General features: G+C 68.5%; 22 protein-coding genes. 4 read left to right on the plus strand and 18 right to left on the minus strand.

Annotated features, from left to right (window positions below):
* Positions 1–62 precede the first annotated feature (62 nt).
* Together ACZ561_RS38105 and ACZ561_RS38110 are read right to left on the minus strand one after the other, a co-directional pair.
* Positions 63–1,280 carry a hypothetical protein gene (locus ACZ561_RS38105; RefSeq protein ID WP_471004405.1) on the minus strand — a complete coding sequence of 406 codons (1,218 nt, stop codon included), beginning with the start codon at positions 1,278–1,280 and terminating at the stop codon, positions 63–65.
* A 128-nt stretch (positions 1,281–1,408) separates the two neighbouring features.
* The gene (locus ACZ561_RS38110; protein ID WP_471004407.1) at positions 1,409–2,380 is read right to left on the minus strand and encodes a DUF5677 domain-containing protein; all 972 of its coding nucleotides are present in this window, start codon (positions 2,378–2,380) and stop codon (positions 1,409–1,411) included.
* 210 nt (positions 2,381–2,590) lie between these two features.
* On the opposite strand from ACZ561_RS38110, the gene ACZ561_RS38115 reads away from it, so the two are divergent.
* Positions 2,591–3,811: a hypothetical protein gene (locus tag ACZ561_RS38115; protein ID WP_471004409.1), complete on the plus strand. Its 1,221-nt coding sequence runs from the start codon at positions 2,591–2,593 to the stop codon at positions 3,809–3,811.
* Between the two features lie 193 nt (positions 3,812–4,004).
* Here the strand turns inward: ACZ561_RS38115 and ACZ561_RS38120 are convergent, their stop codons facing one another.
* The 5 genes from ACZ561_RS38120 to ACZ561_RS38140 all read right to left on the minus strand — a co-directional run bounded on the left by ACZ561_RS38120 (position 4,005) and on the right by ACZ561_RS38140 (position 8,705).
* Positions 4,005–4,802 (minus strand): hypothetical protein, encoded by a 798-nt coding sequence (locus ACZ561_RS38120; protein ID WP_471004411.1) that lies wholly within the window; start codon positions 4,800–4,802, stop codon positions 4,005–4,007.
* Between the two features lie 52 nt (positions 4,803–4,854).
* Complete coding sequence (locus ACZ561_RS38125; RefSeq protein WP_471004413.1) at positions 4,855–5,637, minus strand: hypothetical protein; 783 nt, start codon at positions 5,635–5,637, stop codon at positions 4,855–4,857.
* A 99-nt stretch (positions 5,638–5,736) separates the two neighbouring features.
* The gene (locus ACZ561_RS38130) at positions 5,737–6,939 is read right to left on the minus strand and encodes a hypothetical protein (protein WP_471004415.1); all 1,203 of its coding nucleotides are present in this window, start codon (positions 6,937–6,939) and stop codon (positions 5,737–5,739) included.
* A gap of 80 nt (positions 6,940–7,019) precedes the next feature.
* Complete coding sequence (locus ACZ561_RS38135; RefSeq protein WP_471004417.1) at positions 7,020–7,784, minus strand: ribonuclease H family protein; 765 nt, start codon at positions 7,782–7,784, stop codon at positions 7,020–7,022.
* Between the two features lie 219 nt (positions 7,785–8,003).
* Positions 8,004–8,705: an LbetaH domain-containing protein gene (locus ACZ561_RS38140; RefSeq protein ID WP_471004419.1), complete on the minus strand. Its 702-nt coding sequence runs from the start codon at positions 8,703–8,705 to the stop codon at positions 8,004–8,006.
* 92 nt (positions 8,706–8,797) lie between these two features.
* On the opposite strand from ACZ561_RS38140, the gene ACZ561_RS38145 reads away from it, so the two are divergent.
* On the plus strand, positions 8,798–9,676 hold the full coding sequence (locus ACZ561_RS38145; RefSeq protein ID WP_471004421.1) for a glycosyltransferase family 2 protein: 879 nt from the start codon (positions 8,798–8,800) through the stop codon (positions 9,674–9,676).
* Here ACZ561_RS38145 and ACZ561_RS38150 read toward each other — a convergent pair.
* Genes ACZ561_RS38150 through ACZ561_RS38160 form a run of 3 tightly spaced genes read right to left on the minus strand, consistent with a single transcriptional unit; the run spans position 9,673 to position 11,118 of the window.
* The gene (locus tag ACZ561_RS38150) at positions 9,673–10,770 is read right to left on the minus strand and encodes an NAD-dependent epimerase/dehydratase family protein (protein ID WP_471004423.1); all 1,098 of its coding nucleotides are present in this window, start codon (positions 10,768–10,770) and stop codon (positions 9,673–9,675) included. The genes ACZ561_RS38145 and ACZ561_RS38150 overlap by 4 nt on opposite strands.
* A gap of 16 nt (positions 10,771–10,786) precedes the next feature.
* Entirely contained in the window at positions 10,787–10,975 is a 189-nt protein-coding gene (locus ACZ561_RS38155) for a hypothetical protein (RefSeq protein ID WP_471004425.1), read from the minus strand.
* Positions 10,972–11,118 carry a hypothetical protein gene (locus ACZ561_RS38160; RefSeq protein WP_471004427.1) on the minus strand — a complete coding sequence of 49 codons (147 nt, stop codon included), beginning with the start codon at positions 11,116–11,118 and terminating at the stop codon, positions 10,972–10,974. The genes ACZ561_RS38155 and ACZ561_RS38160 overlap by 4 nt, the downstream gene beginning before the upstream one ends.
* A gap of 178 nt (positions 11,119–11,296) precedes the next feature.
* On the opposite strand from ACZ561_RS38160, the gene ACZ561_RS38165 reads away from it, so the two are divergent.
* Positions 11,297–12,541 (plus strand): Twin-arginine translocation pathway signal, encoded by a 1,245-nt coding sequence (locus ACZ561_RS38165; protein WP_471004429.1) that lies wholly within the window; start codon positions 11,297–11,299, stop codon positions 12,539–12,541.
* Positions 12,542–12,543: 2 nt separating this feature from the next.
* Positions 12,544–12,858: a 4a-hydroxytetrahydrobiopterin dehydratase gene (locus ACZ561_RS38170; protein WP_471004431.1), complete on the plus strand. Its 315-nt coding sequence runs from the start codon at positions 12,544–12,546 to the stop codon at positions 12,856–12,858.
* 71 nt (positions 12,859–12,929) lie between these two features.
* Here ACZ561_RS38170 and ACZ561_RS38175 read toward each other — a convergent pair whose 3' ends face one another.
* The 8 genes from ACZ561_RS38175 to ACZ561_RS38210 all read right to left on the minus strand — a co-directional run bounded on the left by ACZ561_RS38175 (position 12,930) and on the right by ACZ561_RS38210 (position 23,162).
* Positions 12,930–15,134 (minus strand): pentapeptide repeat-containing protein, encoded by a 2,205-nt coding sequence (locus ACZ561_RS38175; protein ID WP_471004433.1) that lies wholly within the window; start codon positions 15,132–15,134, stop codon positions 12,930–12,932.
* 141 nt (positions 15,135–15,275) lie between these two features.
* Entirely contained in the window at positions 15,276–15,863 is a 588-nt protein-coding gene (locus ACZ561_RS38180; protein ID WP_471004435.1) for a DUF4913 domain-containing protein, read from the minus strand.
* Positions 15,853–17,592 carry a type IV secretory system conjugative DNA transfer family protein gene (locus ACZ561_RS38185; protein ID WP_471004437.1) on the minus strand — a complete coding sequence of 580 codons (1,740 nt, stop codon included), beginning with the start codon at positions 17,590–17,592 and terminating at the stop codon, positions 15,853–15,855. The genes ACZ561_RS38180 and ACZ561_RS38185 overlap by 11 nt, the downstream gene beginning before the upstream one ends.
* Positions 17,589–19,187, minus strand: a complete 1,599-nt coding sequence (locus ACZ561_RS38190) for an ATP-binding protein (RefSeq protein ID WP_471004439.1) — start codon at positions 19,185–19,187, stop codon at positions 17,589–17,591. The genes ACZ561_RS38185 and ACZ561_RS38190 overlap by 4 nt, the downstream gene beginning before the upstream one ends.
* A gap of 4 nt (positions 19,188–19,191) precedes the next feature.
* Complete coding sequence (locus tag ACZ561_RS38195; RefSeq protein WP_471004441.1) at positions 19,192–20,646, minus strand: SCO6880 family protein; 1,455 nt, start codon at positions 20,644–20,646, stop codon at positions 19,192–19,194.
* Positions 20,643–22,094 (minus strand): hypothetical protein, encoded by a 1,452-nt coding sequence (locus ACZ561_RS38200; protein ID WP_471004443.1) that lies wholly within the window; start codon positions 22,092–22,094, stop codon positions 20,643–20,645. The genes ACZ561_RS38195 and ACZ561_RS38200 overlap by 4 nt, the downstream gene beginning before the upstream one ends.
* Positions 22,067–22,867, minus strand: a complete 801-nt coding sequence (locus ACZ561_RS38205; RefSeq protein WP_471004445.1) for a DUF8175 domain-containg protein — start codon at positions 22,865–22,867, stop codon at positions 22,067–22,069. Before ACZ561_RS38205 ends, ACZ561_RS38200 begins: the two co-directional genes overlap by 28 nt.
* A 10-nt stretch (positions 22,868–22,877) precedes the next feature.
* Positions 22,878–23,162 (minus strand): hypothetical protein, encoded by a 285-nt coding sequence (locus ACZ561_RS38210; RefSeq protein WP_471004447.1) that lies wholly within the window; start codon positions 23,160–23,162, stop codon positions 22,878–22,880.
* Position 23,163: the final 1 nt, after the last annotated feature.

Genomic DNA, 23,163 nt, shown 5'->3' on the forward strand with positions numbered 1-23,163 from the left:
GCTGAGCGTAGCTGTGACGCTGGCTCGCGCTAGAACGGTCACCACTCCGTCCGGTGTGCGGGCTAGGTGTGCGACTCGATGCCAGCCGTGGTGATCTCAGCAGGGTTGCTGAGAGACAGGCCGCAGAAGGGGCAGGAGAATGACTCGACGGCTCCGACGCCGATGATTCCCCCGGGGTGTTCGCAGACGTCTTCCCATTCCTCGCACTGGCAAGGGGCGGCGACGAGGTCCCCGTACACGTTGCCGGCGTAGCCACACGCTGGGCAGTCCCGCCACCATGCGTGCTCGTCTTTCGCCTGGCCGCTTCTGAGCCAGCCGGCGGCGTCGAGCTTGACCAGGCTGTGAACGATGGTCTGATCAAGGTCGAGGTACTGGGCGTCCACGCATCCGGCAATGACGCCCGAGGCGATCATGACCTTGACTGTTACAGCGGTGTGGGCGTGCTGTGTGCCCCCTGGGGCGGCGGGCGAAGTGTCGAGCGGGTGGGTGAGAGCTGGGATCACTTCGTACTCTGTGAGGAGTTGGGCGGCGGCGTGGCGGGCTGCGGTCCCGGACGTCCGAAGCGCGGTGATCAGTGCCGCGTTCAGGGCGGTTCGGGCGACATCTTCTTGGTGTTCGCGTGGTCTTGGCGTGGACGTCCAGGAGGCGGCCTCGGTGGCCGCGGTGACGGCGGCGGAGACCATGGTGCGAGTTCTGGCCCGTTCGGCGAGCGCCAGCGCCTCGGCGGCGGCTTCAATGGAGGGCCGGTCGACTGGTCCTGTAGCGGCGGGCATCGCAGCGACCTGCGGCAAGTCCGTGCAGACCGTTTCGTATTCGCCCCAGAAGTCACCGGGGTCAAGGCCGAGCTCGGCGCGCACGGACTCGGCGACCTGGAGTCCTGTCTCAAGGGTCTTCCTGGCGGTCTGGCGGTCGAGGTAGGCGGTGTGGGCGACGCCGTTGCGGGAGTCGGCGAACGGTTTGAAGGCCTGTTCGGTGATGGGCATCCGGCCGTCCATGAGGATCGCTGCGGTCCTGAAGGCGTCGAGGAGGCCGATGGTCCTCGCATGGGACAGCGGTTTGACGTCCTTCGCTGCGCCGCGTCCGACGGCGTGGAAGCGGAAGGACGGATCGCCCTTCTCGGAAATCAGGAGGGGGTTGTGGTGGCATAGCAGCGCCTTGAGGATCTGCTCGCATCCGATACCGGCGTGAAGTGCGGAGAAGGCCTGGTTCCCTGCACGCCATGAATCAAGGCTGGCGCGAAGGAACTGGCCGGCCATGTCGGCGAACTGCTCTTCGTTCAACTCTCTTCCCCCTCCTCTCAATCCTGTCTTAGAGGGCGGACGGGCGTCCACGGAATGGGAGGTCGGGTTAGAGCTCGCGCTTCGAACTTCACGGAGCAGACAAGAGGGCAGCGCTCCGCGCTCGTCGCTCAGTTGGTGGCGATCAGGGGCCGTGCCGCGGTCTTCAGGTGTGCGGCTCCGAGCGCTGTGTCTGTCCGGGCACGGAGCCGTTCCACGACCTGGAGGTGTATCAAGGCTTCCTCACCGGCCTGCGGCCTTCCGCGTACGACAAGGGCGACTGTGCAGTGGTAGAGGCAGAGCAGGGCGAGGCTGGCCGGCTCTGGGATTCCGTCGACACCGGGGCCTGCTCGCAGTACGTCTCCTCGGCGTGTGGCGGCGGTGTTCATCGCGATGCCCTGAGCCCCGGCGTGTGTCTCTGCGGACGCCCATTCGAAGTACGGGTGGAGGTGGGCGATGCCCGCGAGTCTGGCTAGGTCCTGAGTGGTCTTCTGCTTCGGTTCGCCGGGCAGGGGGTCTGCCCAGCCGAACTGCCTCCCGATGCTCTTGCCGTGGGTCGTCTTGGCCTCGTCGGAGACCAGTCTGGCCAACGCCATCTCTTCGTCGGTGAAGGGGTGCTGCCCGAGCGCCTCGGCGTGGTTCTGGTAGGTCTCCATCGACTTGTACGCGGCGACATCGTGGTGAGCCTGGTATCGGTCGACGAGGTCGTCGTGCTCTGGGCGGCGGCCGTACGCGCCCAGCGTGTAGGCAACTACGGCAAGCTCGTAGAGGAGTCGAGCTGGCTTGAGGGCTCCATGGGCGTGTCCGGCCTCCAGGAGGCAGTGCACTTCGTCGGCTGCTCGACAGGCTCGGGCGTGGATCTGGGTGAGGACACCGGTGAGAGGATCGCGCGGCTGGGGAGCGCTTCGGTTGATCGTGGCGCCCAGCTCGCGGGCGTACTCCATGGTGAGGTGGTAGAGGTCGAGGCCCCGGCCCCAGTGCCGGCGGAGGCCGCTTCGGAACTGGGCGCGGCGTCGCCAGCGGCGGGCGAGTGTGTGGGGAGCTTTGCGGATCTCGCGCGCGACAAGCTCTTCCAGGAGTCGCCCGAACTCTTCGTCGTTCATGACGATATGAGATGCCTGGCTGTGTCCACCCGTCAATGAGGTTCCTTGACCGGAGATTGAACTTTACGGAACAGACAAGCTGCCTTCCCGGATGCCAGGGGTGGGCAAGGTCCGGAGGGGAAGTGCGGGAGCGTGGCGCGGGCCCCGCGACTGCGGCCCGGAGGGGGCTGAGGACGGCTTGTCTGTTCCGTAAAGTTCAACAGCTGGACCGTGGTCACGCCGATAGGGTGCCTGCACCCCGGCACCCCGCCGGAAGCCACGTTGCACGGCACTCTCGAAGAGGTCTCCTTGAACGCGCTCCGCGAGGCGAAACTCACCGACGCCCAGCTGTCCCTCCTCCGCTTCCTGGCCGACAGCTGGACCGAAACCGGCGACTGGCCCCAGTGGGGGCACGTCCAGCACCACTTCGACCTCATCCGGGCCGACGCCGAAGCAATCCTCCACTCCCTCCCCCGAATCGGCGCAGACTCCCCCTTCGCCGCTGGCTACGGCTACACCACCGCGGTCACCGATCACCGCCACATAGGCGAAACCGACATCATCCGGCTCACCCTCGCCTCCTGCTACGCCCTGCCCGAGATGCAGGGACGGGCAGGCACACCGTTCGTCCGCGTCCTCAACCACATGATCGACACCTGGTACAACAAGCCCTCCTCCCCCACCAAACCCGGCAAGGCCTACCTCGATTCCAGGAAGCTCGCCTCGAACCTGGACCTACGCCCGCCGTTCGTCAAAGCCCTCCCCGACCTGCTCTCCTACGAACCCGCCATCTCCGTCGGCAACGGCACCCTCGAAGGCTTCTCCGAAAGAGATCTCAGGAACGGCCACTGGAGCCGCGAGGTCACCCGCAGCGTCCTCCAGTACCTCGACGTAGCAGACATCAACGACTACCTCGACCGCACCTGCGACATCGTCACCGCCAACGCCACCCACTACGCCAGCACACCACCCAGCAGCATGGCGGTCTCCGGGGACGTGATCATCGCCTCCCCCGCCCCCGCCCCACCCGGGCGCCCGCCCTACCTCGACGACGACCTCCTCGCCGACCTGGAGGACGCCGCTCACACCACGAAGTGGAAGATCCACAAGCTCCTCGCCCTGTGCCACGAACTCAACAGCAGCTACGCCGCGGACAACCCCTACGCATGCGCCGCCCTCATCCGCGCCGTCCTCGACCACATCCCACCAGTCTTCGGCCACAAGGACTTCAAGCAGGTAGCCGCCCAACACACCTTCACCATGAAGACCACTGATAAGCGGCATGCCCAGAACCTCGCCAGCTTCAAAGACATCGCCGACGACGCACTACACCGTCCCATCAGCGCCAACATCCCGCTCATCACCATGAACGATCTCCCCGAGCCCACCCGACTCAGAGCGGTACTCCACGAACTCGCGACAGCCCTGCGGAAGCAGGAACAGACCAGCTGACCTCACCTCGGCACCGCCCCGGAAAGCTTCCGCGGTCACGAGCATCCCGTGGCGGAGACGTCGCCCTCGCCGTCCCATTGCTGCAGGCCCGGGACGCGGGGTGCGCTCTCCGTTCTCACTTACGAAGCCAGCGACTCGAAGGTGACAGCCCTTAGACACCGCTCGGTGTCGCAGGTGATCGCCGGAATCAAGCTCATGAACGGGTCTCCTCGGTCGTGGTCGTGGTCTGCTCGGGGACGGCGGCCGACGCGGCGACAGTGCCCAGTGCCACCCGGGTGCCGTCGATCACCGCCCGCCGCGCCCGCTCATGGGTGTTACGGGCGCGCTCCAGGCGGGCGTAACGCTCCCCCGGGTCGCGCCGGAGTGCTGTGCTCAGAGTCGATCGCTGGCGCGGCGTAAGCGCGGTCACGGCCTCCACCGCGGCGATGACCGGGCCGGGTTCGTAAGGCCCCTCACTCCGAACGATGACCGGCTGGTCTGGTCGACTGCTCCACTCCCGGGTGGGCACCATCCGCACCGCTCGGCCGGCGGCCGCGTCCCCGGCGACCGCCAGTTCCCGCAGCGCGTACCAGGCGCGCATACTCCGCCCCCACTGGCGTTCGACGTGCCGGAATCCGTTCATGGATCCCCGCAGGTTGACCAGGGCGTCCCGCATCTCCTCGGGTACGGCCAGCTCGGCCTCGGCGTGGGCCAGCTCGAACGCCCGATAGGCCGCCCGGACATCCGCCCCGGCGTCCTCGGTCTGCAACTGGCGCTCCATGGCGTCCACGTACGCACTTGCGGCCCGCAGGTACAGGGGCACTACCCTCCACACCCGTTCCCGTACCGCCTGGTCGTGCGCGGCCCGGGCCGCGGTGGCGGCGGCGTCCCGGGCGGCAGCGGCCTGGGCCCGCCCGCCCCGGGCCTGGAGCCACGATCCGATTACCGTCCCCCCGATCGTTCCGCCGACCGCCACGGCGCCTATCAGCGCGGTCGTGATCTGTGTATCCACGTCTCCCCCTACTCGGTCGCGGCCGCGCCCTGGCCGTGGTCGTCGCAACCTGTCAGGCAACCACGATGGCGACGACCACCGAGATCACTGCGACCAAGAGCCCCAGCCCGCCAGCGACCGCACCGATAGCTCCGGAGGCTCCAGGGTTGGCCACGAGGCTCTGCCACCACCCCTGCGGCGCAGGCACGACAGACACCCGCGTCTTGACCAGCGTGTCCACAAAAAGTTGCCAGCCAGCTATGGTCATGATGGCCAGGCATATCCCTCCGATGAAGTACTTATCGGACTCAAGTTGCGCATAGGCGACGAAGAACCAAAGAAGGAAGGTCTGCACCGCGGCATGAACCGCCCGTGGCCAACCCCTGAGCATCCGCCGCGGCCCCTGAGCACGCTTCAGAACGGCCACCAGGCGGTCCATCCGGTCCCGGGCTGCGCCTGCATCAGCGTCCGTCACGTGAACCGTCGTAGCCCACGCCGAGTCCGTGACGTCGAAGAGCCCGAGGAAGAGCATCCTGAACTGCCCTTGGGGACGCACGAAATCACCCACGACGACCTTCGCCAACGGCTCCGACGCCGCCCCTGCTGCTGTCACTGTGAGCATCAAGGCCCTCAACGTCCGGTGCCCAAGTTCGGCCTCAAGTTCCGGCAAAGTCTCCGCCACAACCCGGAAGTAGTCGTCCTTGTTGTTCCAGGACCCCGGGCTACTCCACCCCACCCCCTCCCAGCGGACAACCGCGCCTGACAAGCCTTCGACAGCTGCATCGTGCAGGTCGTTCAAATGCTGCCGTTTGAAGCGACAGCCGAAGAATTGAGCCTTCCGGAACAACGTCAGCATGGCCGCACCGTACCGACCCCTCACCCCCCGAGGGGAAAAGATCGTCAAGAACGACGAGCGCTTGATCGCCCCCGAAGGGCCCGCAGGCCCTCGCCCAGGTCAGCGCAGGACCGGAGCGGCAGCAGCCGCGGAGCTTCGCGCTCTGGGCAGAGCGATGCCCTGATCCTGTGCGGCCAGCCCCGGCCGCAGCGTCCATGGCACCGTTCCGGTGCTGGCCAGCCATCCATTCGCCAGCAAACGCTGCACGATGAAGGCGCGCACCTGGTGAATCTGACCCCACCCAAGGCCCTCGGCCAGTTGCCTGAACGAAGGGCCGTGTCCGTGTTCAGCCCGGAAGACCACGGTGAACCTGGCGGCCTGAGGGCCGCGGTCCGGGTGGGCGTCCTTCCACTCACCGTAAACGGTCTTGACATTCCTGGAGACGAAATAGGGTCGGGCGGGACACAGGAACGCCTCCGCGACCCGCTCGGGGGACAGTTCACACAGGGGGCAGCACTCAACGCTGTCCACGTGCCGACGCAGGGCGAGTGTGACCGTGTCCTTCCACTGCGCCCATGTGCCGGCGCTGAACTCGAACCCTGAAGTCACCGCGCCGGTGGGCCTGGCTCGGGCCTGCGGGGGCTCCGCCGCCTTCTCCTCGTCGGTTGGCGGGCGCATACCTGACAAGTGCCGTAGCTGCGAGTCCAAGCGCCACCGGTCGCCGGAAAGCCCCGCCAGGAAGCCCTTGTGCAAGAGGTCCGGCAGAGCCGCCCAGCAGGCTTCGGGGAGGTCAGCCGGGATCCGCCCGAGGAGGCCGGACGTACTGTGCGCGGCGGCGAACAGCCCGGCCAGTCTTGCGGCGGGTGAGAGCTTCCTGACCGGCTTGGCCGACAGCGTGCGTGTTACCCATCCGGACACGCGCGATCGCATGTTCTTCCCGAAGGGCAGAGGATGCGCCCTCTCGCGGCTCAGATCGGGGACGGTGACAGGCACCGGAGGCGCGGCAGGGTCGCTGTCGAAGAGCGCGTCGTCCAGCTTCCAGCCCAGACCGCGAAGAGCCTCGACGGCTTCGCGCGGATCTCCCAGCCGCAGCGAGCAAAGGTCCGCCCCGGTGACGTTGCCAAGGCCACCGCGGGCAGCCCTGACGGCCACCACGACGGCCAGAAGCTGCGGGTCGGGCCCCGGCAGCGTCAGTGAGGCCACATAGCTCAGCAGCGCCCGAGCCGCCTCGCCTTGCTGGACGGTCAGCAGGAAGGGAAGCGGCTGGGCCTTGCCGGCCGGAGCGGCAGTGGTCTTGGTGGGGGTCGACGCAGGCTGTGGCACGGCATCCCCAACGCACCGCGCGGCTCGGAGTTACTGCCCGAGGCCCTGCCTGGAGTAGCAGATCACGCACTCAACGTCGTTCAACTCTGCCGTCGGCGTCGCCGCTGAACGCGTTCCAAAGCGCGGGAAAAACCGGGCACCATGCCGAAGGGGATGTTGTTCGCCTTCAGGCGGTCAGGGTGGACACCACCGATTGAAATGGGCGGGGCTGTACACTTTTCGCCCTGCCCGGCCCCGCAGGAGGGGCAGCGGCCGATGCACCGCGGATCGTCGTCCAGAGTCCGCGTGCCGGGCACGTTGCGCGGCAGCCCTCGATACACCCCCTGGTAACTGCGGCTGCCCTGCCCCCACTGGCTTGCCTCGGGGTCCGGCTGCGTGAGGCTGCGGTAGACGATCTGCGTGTTGCTGACCGGGCCGCGAGCCTGTCCGGCGGCACGGTCAGCTGCCGCGTTCAGCGCATCCCCGTCCGCCTGGTGCGCTTTCACTTTGAGGAAGACGACATCTCGCCCCGCCATCAGCACCACGGCGGTCTCGATCAATTTGCGGTTGGCGACCGGCTTTCCCTGCTGGTTGCGCCAGCCGTTGGCTCGCCACTTCACCAGCCACCTCCCGAGGCATCCGATCACGTAGGCGGAGTCCGTACGGATCTCAATGGGCCCGTCGGTCTCCTCCAGCGCCTTGACGACCGCGGCCAGTTCCCCGATCTGGTTTGTGCCCTCGCCCATGCTGCCGGAGGCGGTCCGCAGGACGTGGCCCTCAACGTTCCCCACCACGTAAGCCCAGCCGCACGGGCCGGGATTCGGGTCACACGAGCCGTCGGTTGCCACGATGAGTCGGTCAGACATAGCTGCCATGTATATCGGACTGACTGGCGGCCATTTCGTACCCGACCGTTTCTGAGTGGAGGCGCGGGCAGGACAGTGGCTCCGCGTACGTGCGAAGGAACGCGGAGCCACCTGGGCAACCACACCAGTCCGTCCTGTCGGAGGTGTCACAGCGACCGTACGATCAGCGCACTGAGATGACCTGTCAGGCGCCGCACACGGGTGACCTGGCCCGCTCGGTCACGTAACCATCTCCCTGCGTCGGCGTGGACGGATCCGTGTCTCGGCCACGTGGGGCGCGCTGAGGGTACTTCGGGCGGGGGTGGTGCGGGCGGCGAGAGTGATGCCGCTATCGAGACGGCTGTGGCGGCCGATGGCGATGCCGGGGCCGAGGGCGATGTTGTGGCCGGTCTGGGTGCCGTCGCCGATCAGGCCGCCGAAGCGGGGAGTTCCGCAGCGGTAGAGGCCGTCAGGGCCGCGCATGAGGACTTCGCGGTCGGGTTTGGTCATGTCGTCGCAGAGGTGGATGGCGGCAACGGTGACGGACGAGGAAAGGTGGACGTCGGCGCCGACGAGGGTTCGGTTGATGCCGATGCGGTGGCCCAGGACTGTGTCCTCACCGACGTAAGCGTGGGTGACCTCGCAGTTGAAGCCGACCGAGACGCCGGCGGCGAGGACGGCCCGGTTCCGGACGGTCGTGAACTCGTGAACCTTCACGTGGGGTCCGATGATGACGTCGTCGCCGATGATCGCGCTGGGGTGGATCTGGGCGGTGGGATGAATGCGCTCGCCCTCCAGTGTGGCCACCGCTGCTGCGTGCAGGTCGGGCCACTGGGCGAGGAAGTCGGCGAGCTCGTGTCCGGCGAGATCCCCGTACGCGGTGTTGGCCAGCTGACCGTGTGTGGCGCTGCGGATGTAGTCGCCGAGGTGGACGGAAGCCATGGCGCGCGTTCCTTTCGTGTGAACGGCAGGGAGCACGATGCGGCTAGCATCGCGGGCTCCGGGTGTTGCCGAGCGGATGGACGGAGCGGGTTGTGGCGCGACCGCGTGTGGGTGTGGCTGTGCTGACGATGGGCACGCGGCCGGCTGAGCTGAGGGCGCTGCTCGATGCGGTGGCCAAGCAGGACGAGCCCGCCACCCGGGTCGTCGTGGTCGGCAACGGGACCAGGTCGCTTCCCGAGCTGCCGGCGGGCGTGACCGGGGTCGAGCTGCCGGAGAACCGCGGTGTGTCCGGCGGGCGGAATGTGGCGATCGAGCAACTCCGCGAGTTCGGTGATGTCGATGTCCTGGTGGACCTGGACGACGACGGACTGCTCGTGGACGCGGACGTGTTCCGCAAGCTGGTCGACCTGTACGAGGCGGACCCGAAGCTGGGCATCGTCTCGTTCCGGATCGCCGACGAGAGTGGCGAGACGCAGCGCCGCCACGTCCCGCGGCTGCGGTCGAAGGACCCGATGCGCCGGGGCGAAGTGACGACGTTCCTCGGCGGCGGCCACGGTCTGTCGATGCGGATGCTGGAGGAGATCGGCTGCTGGCCGGAGGGCTTCTTCTTCACCCACGAGGAGACCGATCTCGCCTGGCGGGCCCTCGATGCCGGCTGGCGGGTGCTCTACGAGCCGGAGCTGCTGCTGCAGCACCCGAAGACCAGCCCGGCCCGGCACGCGGTGTATTACCGGATGACCGCCCGCAACCGGGTCTGGATGGCCAAGCGGAACCTGCCTGCCCCGCTCGTCCCCGTCTACCTGGGCGTGTGGACCCTCCTCACGGTGGCACGCGCCCGGTCCCTTTCGGGGCTGAAAGCGTGGCTCGGCGGGTTCGTTGAGGGGGTGCGCCGGCCGTGCGGGGCGAGGCGGCCCATGCGCTGGGCCACTGTCTGGCGCATGACCCGCCTCGGACGCCCGCCGGTCATCTAGGCAGCCGCGCCCTCCTCCATCCACTCCGGCAGGGCAGCGGGGTTCTTGCGCAGCCAGGTGACGTACCGGGCGACCCCGTCGGCCAGCGACACGGCCGGACTCCAGCCGAGCGTGTTCTGCATCCGGCGGGTGCAGGCGTAGCCGCCGAGGGGGTCGCCGGGCGGTAGCGGGGTCTCCATGAACTGGGCGTTGGGGTAGTGCTCGCGGACCAGTTCGGCGACCTGGCGGACGCTCGTTGCCTGTCCGGTGCCGATGTTGAGGGTCTCGGTGTGGGTCTGCGGCGAGACGAGTGCCCGCAGGGTCGCCTCGGCGACGTCGTCGACGTGGACCAGGTCGCGAATCTGGTGGCCGCCGCCGTTGAGGTGCAGCGGCAGACCGAGCGCGGCCCGCGCGGCGAACCATGCCACCATCCACGAGTGGGAGCCCTGCTTGATCGTCTGCGGTTCTCCGTAGACGCTGAAATACCGCACGACGGTGTACGAGGCGCCAACCGCGCCGAGCGTCAGGGCGGTCTGCGTCTCGCCCCACGCCTTGGTGTTCGCGTAGACGGACACCGGCCTCACGGGGCTGTTCAGTTCGTGGAACTGCGGCGCGATCCGCCCGTACACCGACTCCAGGAGCTGCCGCATGGTACGCAGCTCGGAGCCCTGTGCCTCGTCAGGGTTGCCGTCGCCGTAGACGCTGGCCGAGGAGACGTACACCAGGCGTCGGACGCGTTCGGTGGCGGCGACGGCGTCCAGGAGGACCTGGGTGCCGGTGATGTTGGTGTCGATCGCGGCCCGTGGGTTGCGGGTGCAGGCGGCGACGTCGGCGAGAGCGGCGGCGTGGATGACGTAGTCGCACTCGCCGACGACGTGGCTGATGAGCTTGTCGTTGCGGACGTCTCCGGCGATCACGTCGGGGTCCGTGGTGTCGATGCCGAACAGGTCCCGGTAGACGTGCGGCGGGTAGGCGTTCAGCGTGCACAGCGCGATCGGGCGGGCGCCGAGCTCCCGTAGGCGGGAGATCATGCGGGAGCCGATGAGCCCGGCTCCTCCCGTGACCAGGACGGTACGGCCCTGAAGCTGGGTGAGGGGTGAACGGGTGTCGTGCACGGTGCCTCCAGACAGATCAGAAGGGTGTGCTCGTGATCGCGGTGTCGTGTCGTGCGTGGCACGGGTGGTCGCAGCGGACCGTCACGACGGGGAGCGCGGTAGGCAGGTCGCCGGGCAGCCGGATCTCCGCCGGCGCCGTGCACAGAGTGCACTCGCCGAGCTGGCATTCCGGCGTCAGGACGCGCTGGGCCGTGGACAGGGTCACCGGGCGTCCTTGTGGCAACGGGGGCAGCCGCAGGGCGGAAACCGCAGCGTCTGGGGGACCTCGGTGGCGGGCTGGACTTCCCGCTCTTCCTGGACGGTGCGGCGAGCGCCGTCAGGCTCCACCCGGTACACCTTGATCGTCATCACGAGGCATCCCCGCCCGTCGTTGGAGGGGCAGATCCGCCAACTGCTCCACGCCCCTTCGGCTACGGGTCGATGATGTGTGAGCACGGCAACGAGCAACCAGGCCATCGAGTGGCCATCCACGGCCATGTCGCGGCCACGGCCGAAACGACGCGCGATGACACTCCACACTGGCGGCATGAGCCGTAACGACGCCCTGCGAGCAGCCCGGCTCCGCGCCGGTTGGCGGACGGTAGAACAGGCCGCGGCCGGGCTCACGGCCCACGGGCAACAGCTCCTCGACGACGCGCACTTCACTGTCTCGCCACGCACCTGGCGCCGGTGGGAGGGTGACCGCCCGGGCTGGCCGCTGGAGGAGACCGCGCTCGTCATCCACGACGCGCTCGGCCGATGGCCCGAGGACCTCGGATTCGCCACACCGCCGGGCTGGATCCGGCCGGAGCACCACGAAGAGGCCGATGTGAAACGCCGCGCATTCGTCAGCGTGACCGCTGCCGCGCTGGTCCCGGGACCGACATCCACGCAGCATGTCGACCCCGCACTGATCACGTACTTCCAGGAACAGCTTGAAGGGCACTACCGGGCCGACATGTTCCTCGGGCCCCACGACCTGATCGGCACCGTATCCGCGCAGTACCAGCTGATCGACAAGCTCGTCCGGTCGGCGAAGGGAGAGACCCGGCGCGGTCTTCTGCGTGTCGGGGCGGCCTACGCCGCCCTCGTCGGGTGGCTCTACCAAGACGCCGGCGACCTGGAGGCCGCCTCGTTCTGGCGTGGAGTGACCCAGGAGATCGCCATACGTTCCCGCGACGCGCACCTCATCGGCTACTCCCTCGTGAACCAGGCTCAGGTACGCACCGATCTGGGCGACGGCTGGGCTGTCATCGACCTTTGCGAGGCAGCGCTCGACGATGCCGCTCGGCTCGCCCCGAAGGTACGGGTCATGGCGCTTCAGCAGCAGGCGCACGGCGCTAGCCTCACCTGCGACCGCATGGCCGTCGACCAGCTCATCGACACCGCCGCTGGACTGCTCGCCCGCGTCGACGACGACCTTCCGTGGGGCAACGCGTGCCGGCGGACGCCCGGCTACCTGGAGGTGCAGCGGGCCACTTGCTACGGGCGCCTCGGCCTCGGCACAGAGGCTGGTGCCCTGTGGGAGCAGGTCCTCGACATCGTCCCGCAGACAGCCCGGCGGGACCGGGGCGTCTACATGGCGCGATACGCCACGGCGGCAGCAACCATGGGCGCCCCGGAGCAGGCCCTGGAGATCGCACGGACGGCGGCGGAGATCGCGGTGGAGACGCGGTCAGCGCGGATGCGGCGGGAGATAGTCACCCTGGAGCGGGCCATGCGGCCGTGGCAGGATGCCCCGGTCGGGCGCGACCTCGCCGAGGTCCTCGCGCCTGTGACCGAGGGGAGCTGACGATGGGTGCGCCACAGCCGCTGAGTGAGGCGGAGATCGCCACCGAGCTGGCCAAGGTTCCAGGGTGGTCACGCCAGGACGACACGATCAGCCGCACCTACGACCTGCGGTACCACGCAGGCGTGGCCGTCATCGTGCACGTCGCCGACCGGGAGCGGAGGGTCGGCCACCATGCGGACATCGACCTTCGCATGGACCACATCCGCTTCTCGATCACGACACACGACGCCGGCCACCAGCTGACCCAGGCCGACTTCGACCTCGCCACACGCATCGACGCGATCGTCGCCGCACACCAGGCCATCCCGCTCAACTGAATCCCACGGACAGGAGAGCCGCCCGCGACCCAGCGGAAGGCTCACTCGACGGCGTGTTGGGGTCAGGTTCGTCAGCGTTTGATGCGTCCGCGGATGGCGAGGACGGCGAGCGCGAGGAGGGCGGGCTCCAGGAGGCGAGAGGTCATTTCAATGTAGGTACCGGCCGTGGTCAGGTCTTGGCCGCTGGAGCGAAACACCACCGAGTTGAGCGTGACGCTCAGGGCCTTGTCGAATCGTTTGCCGGTGAATCTGTCGCCGCTCGGGTTCTTCGGGTCGTCCTTGTCGATCGTCAGTGTCACCTTGCCCTCGCCGGCCGGAACGGTGCCGGTCGCCTGCTGCTTGGGCGAGCTCTGCGGGAGGCCGAAGCCCATAAGCAGGACGATCGTCGCCAGCATCGCGGCCACGAGCCAGCCGAACGCACGGGATGCGCGAAGGCCGTAGCCGGACAGCAGCCAGTACGCCCACAGAAGGCCCCGCTCACTCCGCGTGGTGCCGGTCCGGTCGTGGCGGCGCATCTCGCACTCGCCGTAGTAGAAGTCCGCCGCCCCCGGCTCGTTCTTGCCGTCCTCGAACGCCTTGCGCAGCTGCCGGTACAGCGCGGCAACATCCTCTGGATCCGGAGTGAGCTCGGGGTCCGGGTGGTGCGGTCCAGGTCGCCACCTTCGATCTGATGGGGTCTGTCCGGCTGGCGTTGGGGGCTGACCGGCGCTTTGGGCACGCCAATGATGTTCTTCGGCCAACGCGCGCCGTCGGGTCCAGTGCACCGGACGAATGCCTCGGCGGTGCCAGCCCGTCGGGGTAGACGCGAAGGTAGTACGGCCCTCCAGCCGAAGCTGATCGATGTGAAAGGCCCCGGAGAATTGGCAGTCAGTGAGGTCTAGGTCCGTCAGAACGAGGTGTGCGGCATCCACGCCTTGGATCGACGTCACCCGCACCGCAGAGGGTCGGCCGGCCAGCAGTTCCTCGTTGCGGCGTGCGCTCGTGGCTGCGAACGCGACGGGATGGGCCGTGACGGCCATGGGTGCCGACAGCACTGCATCGGCGAGGTCTACGGTGGCATAGCGCAGACGTATGTTGGCTGTGGAGTCCCATCGCGTCCGCCTGCAGATCAGCTTTTTTGCTGAAATCTCCATCGTCACCGGCATTTCAAATGCAGCACCGGACAGGTTTAGCACCCGCGTACATACCACCGGTCCCCATCGCCCAGCCGCTCCGAACAGAGCCCTGACGAAGTGGGCTTCCGCGTTGAACCTCGCTCCGCTGAACCGAGCAGGCCCGAAGAAGCTGGCTTCGGTGAACTCTGCCCGACCTTCGAAACGCGTCCAGTCGAAATCAGCTTCGTCTTGAAATTGTGCCTCGACGAACCATGCGTCCTTGGCGAACCCCGCGTGCTCGAAAGTGCCTCTGCCAGAAAATTTCGATCCTCTTAGAGTGAGCTCACCAAAGAACTGCGCCTGGTCGAACCAGGTGGTGCCGGAGAACTGCACGCGGAGGAAGCTCGTTGACCCGGAGAAGTGGGAGCCCATAAACAAGGCATCCCGGGAAAACTGGGCATCGTCGAAGTTTGCGTTCCCCGAGAACCGTGCGTGAGCGAACCCGCCGTGGCCCGCGAACTGGGCCTTGTCAAACCGTGCGGAGGCATGGAACCGCGTTCCGTCGAGCATCGCATAGTCATCGAACTTGACTGCGGTGAAAACTGTCACCCCGGAGAACCGAGCCCTGGAGAAAACAGCCAGCCGGATGAACTGGGCCTCGAAGAATATGGCGTCCTGAGAGAACTCCGCATCGGTGAAATCGGCGTACCTGACGAACCGCGCCTGACTGAACGAGCCAATTTCGGAGAACTGCGCGTTCTGAAACTGGGCATCCAGGCCGAACTCTGCCCCCTCAAAACGTGCCCGCCCGAAGAAGCGTGCATGCTTGAACCGGGCATCCGCACCGAACTCCGCCCCTTCAAACCGTGCCCGCCCGGAAAACTGCGCGTGATCGAACTCGGCCCGCCCTGAGAACCGGACCCCATCGAAACGCGCGACATCAAAGAACTGGGCGTCGGAAAACTTCGCTGTGCCAAGTACGGGCTTGCCCGTCGAATCCTGTAGCGCTTGGAGGAGAGATGACAGGAGCGCTGGTGTGAACGGGGTGCCGCGGTGGTCGATGCTGCTTCCGGCAGCAAGACTGCTCAGATACGTGTCACGGTCCGTGTCGACAAGATGCGCGAGGCACTCTGCGTAGCCGGGTGCCTGGATACCGCGGCAGCCGACGGGATCAACGGACATCGCACCGTGCCCGCAATGCGGCCACGAAGGGGCAGCAGGTACAGGGGTCGGGGACGTGGTCATTCTGTTTTCGACTCCACAGGTGTGGGATTGGTGCCGTTAGGAACAGGACGCGGATGGAGACGCGACAAGTCCGTGCGGTCAGCCGTCGGTTTGCCGCCACGCGCTCGGTACAAGGCCCGGCAGGCGGTGGGCGACCTGGTGCTCGCCTTTGGTGCAGCCCGCGAACGGGCCCGAGGATGGACGGAGCTCGCGCATACAGGGGTCGAGGTGGTCGCGGTGCCACACCGAGGGTCCTGTGTAGCCGCAGGTGGCCGGGTCGGTGAGTTCCTGCCAGGCGAGCCACAGCGCGTGCAGGCGGGCGATGGCGACGGGGTGCTCGAACCACAGGTGACACCAGCGGGCGTCGGCGGACGGCTCGGCCAGGTAGCCGGGGACGAGCACGCCCTCGACCCACTCGATCAGAGCGCGCAGCTCTTCGTCGTACTGGGGTGAGTCGAGCAGCAGGATGAACGGCGGGAACTTCCACGCCTCTTCCTCGCCGCCCTCATCGCTGTCCTCGTCGCCGGCCGCACCGTCGTCGGTGGAGGCCTCGGCCGGGTCGGCGTCGGCGGCCTCGGTCAGAGCCTTGACCTGGGAGGTCAGGGCTGCGACGTGGGCCTTGAGGTCTTCGAGGTCCTGGAACAGGCCGACGGGGACTTCGAAGTCGGGCAGGCCTTCATCGCTCACGGCGGGTGGCCTGCCTTTCCTCGTGTGCTGCGACGGCTCGCTTGGTGATGGCCTGCTCCTCGGCCTGCATCTGCGGCCCGATGTGGGCCATGGCCTTCTCCGCGTACCAGGGGCGCAGGGCGATCTGGGCGACGGGCATGCCGGTGGACATCAGCAGCGCGGTGCCCTTGCGCATGGAGCGGATCTGACCAGGGTCGAGGACCTGCTCGCGCTGCTCGGAGACGCTGTGGCTGTAGCCCTCTTTGCTCTTGGAGTACGAGCCGCGCTCGACGGAGTGCGCGCCGATGAGGGTGCTGACGCCCTGGGCGAAGTTCCAGTCGTCGATGCCGACACCGATGATCTTCTTGGTGGCGGCCGACCACATGGCGTCCATGCCGACCTCGCCCCACGCGTTCACGCCCTGGCGGTAGGACTGGAGGATCACGAACGGCGTGATGCCGCGGGAGCCGAGGTGGCTGTAGAGGTCGGGCAGGTCGGCGATCCTGCAGATGTTGGCGGCCTCGTCCAGGACGGCGCGCATCGGCTCGGGCAGGCGGCCGCCGTGCCGCTCCCCCGCCTCCGCGCCGGCGGTGAACACCGCGTCGGCCAGGGCGGCGACGACCGCGGCGGCCGGGCCGCCCTTCTTCGACAGGAGGTAGAGGGTGTCCTTGCTCGTGGCGAAGTGCTCGGGGTCGAAGCGGGGCAGGTTCTTGTCGGGCGTGACCCACGCGAGGACCTTCTCGTCGCGCAGCGCGGAGACGGCGGTTCGGGCGTTCTGGTAGATGCCCGACTGGGTCTCCTCGGCAATGTTCACGGAGGATTCGACCTGCTCGGCGAGTACGGGCTCGTGCTCGTAGAGCGTCCTGAGCGGGGCCTTCTCCTTGGGATCGGACAGCCACTTCATGACGTCGCGGACGGTGCCGCCGTCCCACCAGGCGGCCCGGAAGAGACCGACGAGAAGGTCGCCTGCGGCCTGGCTCCAGAAGGGGTCGGCCTGGTCGCTGGTGATCTGGGTGACGAAGTGGGAGGCGAGGCGTTCGGCGCCCTCCAGCGTCTCGGCCTGCGCGACCATGTCCCACCACATGCGCCGTTCGGCCTGGGCCACGCCCTGAGTGTCGAAAATCCAGGCCTGACCCACCCGTGAGCGGGAGTTCAGCGTCGCGGCGTAGACGTCCGCCTTGTTCGACGTCATCAGCAGGCTGCCTGGGGCCTCTTCGGCCACCGGGATGGCCAGCGAGGTCGACTTGCCCGCGCGGGGCGCCATGATGGCAACGTAGGTGTCCTCGTCCGAGCCGCGCAGCTCCACTCCGGACGGCAGGTGGTCGCCCAGGAGCACGCCCCGGTCGCGGGCCGGGAGCTCCTTGGGCTTGGCGTCCTTCAGCGAGGCCCGCAGCCGGATCGCGGTGCGTGCCGCCGGCTTCGGGGTGAGCTCGCGCACCTGGTACAGCGTGGCGAGGCTGGAGGGGTTACGGAACCAGCGGAAGGCGAGCCTGAGCCCCCAGACCACGAGGGCCACGACGGCGACGTCGACGAGCCCCGCGCCGATCGCTGAGGCGGTCGAGGACTGCGGCCACACCGACGACCAGTCGGTGGCCATGCGGTAGATGGTCAGCGGGGAGGCGGGGGCGGCCTGCTCGCCGGTCAGGGCGGCGCCGGCGGCCGCTCCGGCCCAGGTGGAGGCGGACAGAGTCACCGCTCCCCCGAACAGGATGCCGCCGAAGGCCCACGCCTTGTCATTCTCCGTCATCATCGGCCGCCACCCCCTGTGGTCGTCGCCCGGCGCCGGTTGGTGTCCGTGCGGTACAGCCGCTGTTCGGTCGCGGTCAGCTCCAGCGAGGCCGCGATCCCCGGCCTCGTGCCGAGCTTGATGAGGTACTTTCCGCGGCCGGGGTGGCGGGCGCCTTCTTCTTCCACCGGGCGGATGTTGTCGTCCTTGTCGCCGTAGCTGGTGGGGTCGATGTCGAGGCCGGTGGAGGTCGCCGAGGACCACGAGCCGATCATCATGCGCTCCTGCTCGGTCAGCATCCGCTTGCCGGTGACGCGCCGCAGTTCCTCCTCGGACGACGCGCCGATCACCCAGGTGTCGCAGCGGTCCATCAGGCCGCGGGCCTTGGCCCTGTCCTGCTCGGTCGGCAGCGCCTCGACGTCGAGCAGCGAGTGGGTGACATAGATCGTGACGTCGTCGGTGGTTCTGTTGAGGCGGCTGATCGCGTCCATCGCGTCGACCAGGCCGGGGCCGGACCTGAGTGCGCGCCACATCTCGTCCATGGGCAGCACCAGCTTGCGGTCCATCAGTCCGATGGAGCGGGCGGAGTCGATCGAGCTGTAGGTGTACGCCCAGGTGGCGATCATGCCCGCGCTGAGGACGTCGTTTCCGCGTGCCCGCAGCGCGCTGATGTCGACGCTGACGGCCGGGGCGTTGATGTCGAGCGGGGTGGTGGTCGGCCCGTCGAAGAGTCCGCGCAAGGGGCCGCCGATGAGGTTGTCGAGTCCGGCGACGACCGAGCGGGTCAGGTCCTGGTACCGCTCGCCGTCGGCGGCCAGCTTGACCCGTAGCTCCTCCGGCGCTGACCGCAGTACTTTCACGACGTCCGCAACGATGGGGTCGCTGCCCTCGGCCTGGCCGGCAGCGGCGACCTGAACGGCGGTGTCCAGCGCGCTGCGCTCGATCTCGTCCGGGGTCCGCCCGAGTCCGTGCTTGGTGGACAGCAGGGCGACCAGCGTCTCGAGCCTTCGGCCGTTGAGGACGTCGAGCAGGGCTTGGCGCCGGTCGGCGGGCATCGATTGGACGCGGCCCTTGAGCGGTCCGGAGTCCAGCGGGTTGATGCGGCCGATGCCGTCGCCGATCCGGACCACGGATCCGCCGAGTTCGCTGATCAGCGTGCTGTACTCGCCCTTGACGTCGCCGGGGACGCACACCATATGCCCGTACGCCGAGTACACCAGGCACACCCGCTTGACCAGCGCGCTCTTGCCCGCGCCGGGCTGGGACATCACCCACACACCCGGGTTGGTGGTGAGCTTGCCGGTCCAGCCGGACGGGTCGATGCACACCAGCTCGCCGGTCAGCACGTCCCGCCCGACCGGCACGCCGCGCGGCGGCAGGCCGGAGCCGAGGAGGAACGGGTAGATGCCGCCCGCCTGGTTGGTGGGGCCGGTGTAGACGGTGCCCGCGTCCTCGACCGGGGCGCGGCCGCCGAACCGGCCACCCCACCCGAGCCGGGGCGCGTACCGGGCCTTCAGCCTCGCTGCGGCCTTGCGCTCCTCGCGGGTCGGAGCCTGCTCGACGGCCTGGATCACGCGCTTGGGCGTGGTCACCGGCGGCGGCTTCGGCTTTCGCGCCATCGATTCAGTCCTTCACGAGAGGGTTGTAGCCGAGCGGGAGCCCGGCCGCGAACACGGCGGCCTGCGCGCCGTACGCGGGACGCATACGGATCCCCCTCGTCGCCTTCACTGCGCGCTCCAGCTCCTGGCGCGCGGCGGGCAGATCGGCGGTGCTGCGGGCGGTGACGGTCACCATGAGGGTCCAGTCGACGACCTGCGAGCCGCCGGCCACCTGGGCCGCCGCCTGCTCCGCCCGCTGGGCGTCCGCCCGCTGCGACCACTTCGCACGGCCCTTGACCTCGGCAGTCGCCTGCTCCCGGTTCCGGGCGTGGCTGATCTCCCGCTCCATCACCGCCTCGCCCTCATACGGGTCGAGCACCCGGTAGGCCAGGGTGATACGCCGCTGGAAACGGCCCGGGGCCAGCAGCGGCAGCAGCACGCTGTACGCGATCGGGCGGCGCGGCATCTCCCGCAGAACCCACGAGATGGACACGCCGCCATCGTGCGCGTACTCCTCCCAGCCGTCGTCGGCGGCCTGCGGCCCGCACTCCGCCCAGCTCAGATCGGCGAACTCACTGTCCCGGGCGTTGAAAACATCCGGGTCATACGCGCTGCGCACCAGGCGGCGCAGGTCGATGTCGGTGGCACGGCGCTCGATGTCGGTACCCGTGCCGGACAGGTCCAGGCTGTCGACGACCTTCAGAGCTTCCGCGACCTGCTCGGCAAGGTCGGTCGGTGGATTCGCCGACGCATTGGGGTCGACCGTGACGGACATCCACGGCGCGACACTGGCGGTGGCGTGCGGAGTGGTGCGGACCAGCTCGTCGATGATCTGCTTGGCGAGCTGCGGGGCGCCCGGGTCCTGACGGGCCTTCACGTCGTCACCGAGGGCCTCCCCCGCTCCCGGGGTGATCTGAATGGTCACCGACGCGCCCTTGACCTGGTCGTCCGTGCTCATCGCGTCCAGCACCGACGTCCAGCTGCGCAAGGAGCTCTGCACGGCGCCGGTCGGGGCCATCAGGCTGCCGCCGGGGGCGAGCAGCGTGCTGATGCTCATGTATCCGGTCGCCCGGTCGTGGACGAGGCCGACGGACCTGCCCGTGGTCGGGTCGTGGGCCTTGATCAGGGTGGAGGAGGCCCCGACGCCCGGCAGGTCGAGCGCGTAGGGGTGGGGCAGCAGCAGCCGCCGGTAGGAGGTGCCGTCGATCCTCGCAGCCCGCCGCCAGGACAGCTTCGCCCAGTAGTACGCGAGCGCGGACATGCCGTGGCGGCGGGCTGCGGCGAGCCCGAGCACGGCGAGGGTCACCGGCAGGGTGACCAGCAGGGTGGCGGGCGCCTGAGTGGCGATCAGACCGTCAGCGACCAGGACCGCGGCCGCCATCATCGTCGCGCCCTTGGACAGTGACCCGATCCCGAAGGACCGGCGGGCGCGGAACCCTTCGACCATCAGCATCTTGGGTACCTCATGTGTGCTGCTCACTGCTCGCCACCTCCTCCGATCTGTCCGGCCGCGCCTTTGACGGTGCCGTCCAAGATCTGAATGCCTGCCGCGGCCGCGCCCACGGGACCACCGGCAACCTTCGCCATGCCAGTGCCCGCGCCGGCGGCCTGGCCCAGACCGGCGCCTACGGCTTCGGCTTCCGCTCCGGCCTGTGCAGGAATCTTGGCGCCTTCGTTCCGGGCGGCCTGGGCCTGGGCATCACTGCCCGCCCCGCCGTCTTCCCCTCCGCCACCGCCCTGGCTGCCCATGCTCTTCTGGACCGTCTGGGCGTGCGAAACGGGGCTGGCCGGAGCATCGCCGCCACCGCCACCGCCTTCGTCGCCGCCGCCCATCTTGGCGCCCATGAAGGACGCTGCCGCGCCGAGCGCACCGCTGGCACCACCGGAGGCCATACCGCCGCCGACCGCCGCACCGAACGGGGCGAAGATCTTGGCGAGCGGGGCGGGCGCGAGGACGCCGAGGACCAGGGTGGCGCAGCCGCGCAGCCACTCCGCAAGCGTCGCGGACTTTCCGAACTCTGCGAAGCCGGTGCAGATGATGATGGCGAGGATGGGCTTGTAGGTCACGATGACGAGCCCGCTCGTGATGAGCTTGGGCGCCCACTGGCGGGTGGCGTCTCCGCCGACCCGGCCCGCGCCGGCCACGGGAAGCAGCAGGCAGATGATGGGGATGGCGCTCTGCCGCAGGAAGACGGTGATGAGCTGGATGAAGCCGATCACTATCAGGACCGTGACGACTCCGAGCACCATGATCGGGTTCGCGATCAGGGCGGGGATCATGACCTTGACGACGCGTTCGTAGGCCTGGTCGTCCTTGAAGACGGTGTCGACCAGTCCCGTGGTCATGGCGTCGCCGATCTTCAGCAGGAGCGCGAACAGGGCCACGCCGATGGCGGAGAGGATGACGTTCTCCACCCAGCCCTGCATCGCCCGCCCGGCGTGCTTGATCTGTCCTGTGATCGCCATCTTGCCGAGCTGCCACATCATTCCGCCGGCAGCGACCACCAGGCCGAGCCAGGTCAGCATCCCCGCGAGCGTGGCGTTCTCGCCGAACAGTCCGGTGGCCTTCAGGTCAAGACTGGGCCCTTGCAGGGCCACGGTGAGGACCTTCTGGACCATCCACTTGCCGACGTCCTCGGAGGACCTGATGATGTCGCCGAGAGCGCTGTCCCAGACCGCCTTCCACTCCTCATCGACCTGCTGCTGGACAACGTCCCCGACTTGGTCGCACAAGTCGTAGCCGATGGGGAGCAGGATGCCTGTCAACGGACTACCGCTGGCGTCGCAGAGAACCTCGACGCCGCCCCCGATAGGGCCGTCTGCGGCTGCCGGCTGCGCCATGGACGCCGACAGGCCCAACACGACGACCAGGGCGAGCAGCAGCGCGGTCAGCCGGTCCTTCACGAGGCCTCCCGGATGGCCGTCCATCCGGCAGAGTTGAACGCGGCGTCGCCCGGCGCGACCATCGCCGGCTTCGTCTCGCCGCTCGCCTGCTGCGCAGCGTGCAGTGCTGCGTCCCCGGTAAGCTTCCAGTCGCCGTCCTGCCACTGTGCGCCCATCACGCTGCGCGCGTAGGAGCCGGACTCCTTCTCCATCTCCCCGTTCTTCTGGGTGCCGCGGGTCAGCAGCCACACGGTGACCTCGTCGGCCGACTTCTTGATGATCTTGAAGCCGACCACATGGCTGCGGACGTAAGCCCCCGACGGCAGCGCGTTCCCCGGGGTCACGGACATGCTCTTGGCGATCTTCTTGTCGGTCTCGATCGCCTTCAGCTCAAGCCGCTCGGCCTTCTCCGGCGTCTGGTCGGCCGCAGCGACGTACGAGTAGTAGAGCCGCAGCTGCTCATCCACATTCGTCTGCTGCCCCTCGATGGCCGTCGTGTTGGCGGCCGCGAGCATCGCCACCGCACCCTCGGCGGTGTGCGGGAAGCCGACCGTGCTGCCCCGGCTGTCGGTGCGCTCCCCCCGCGGAAGCGCCGCCCACTGCTTCGGCTCGGTCCAGTCGTCCGGCACCGCATACGACGGAGCCGGGCTGGCAGAGCCGGACGCGCTCACACTCGGCCCGCCCTTCGCCGGCGCCTCCGAACCGTCGTCGCCGTCCCCGGTGAGCATGGCGTAGCCCGTCAGGATCACCACGGCCCCAGCCACGACGCCCGCCGCCCACATGGGCTTGGTGTTCCAGGTACCCCTCGCGCGTGACATGTCAGCCGCCCTATCCCGCGATGCCGTTGAGGATGGTGATCAGGGACCCGGCCAGGAGGATGGCCGCGATGCCGCCGCCCATCCACTTGAACGGCTCACTGCCCCCGCCATTGCGGCTCTTGTCCGCGACCGCCAGCTTGTAGACACCGAAGCCCGCTCCCCCGACTCCCGCGAGGATCAGCAGCCACAGGCCGTAGCCGAAGATCTCGCCGACGAGCGGGTCCAGGCCCGGAATCTTCGTCGGCTTGGCGCCCGGAATGATGTCCGCCGCCAGCGTGACCAGCTCAGTCGTCATG

Source organism: Streptomyces sp. NPDC039609 (assembly GCF_055596705.1).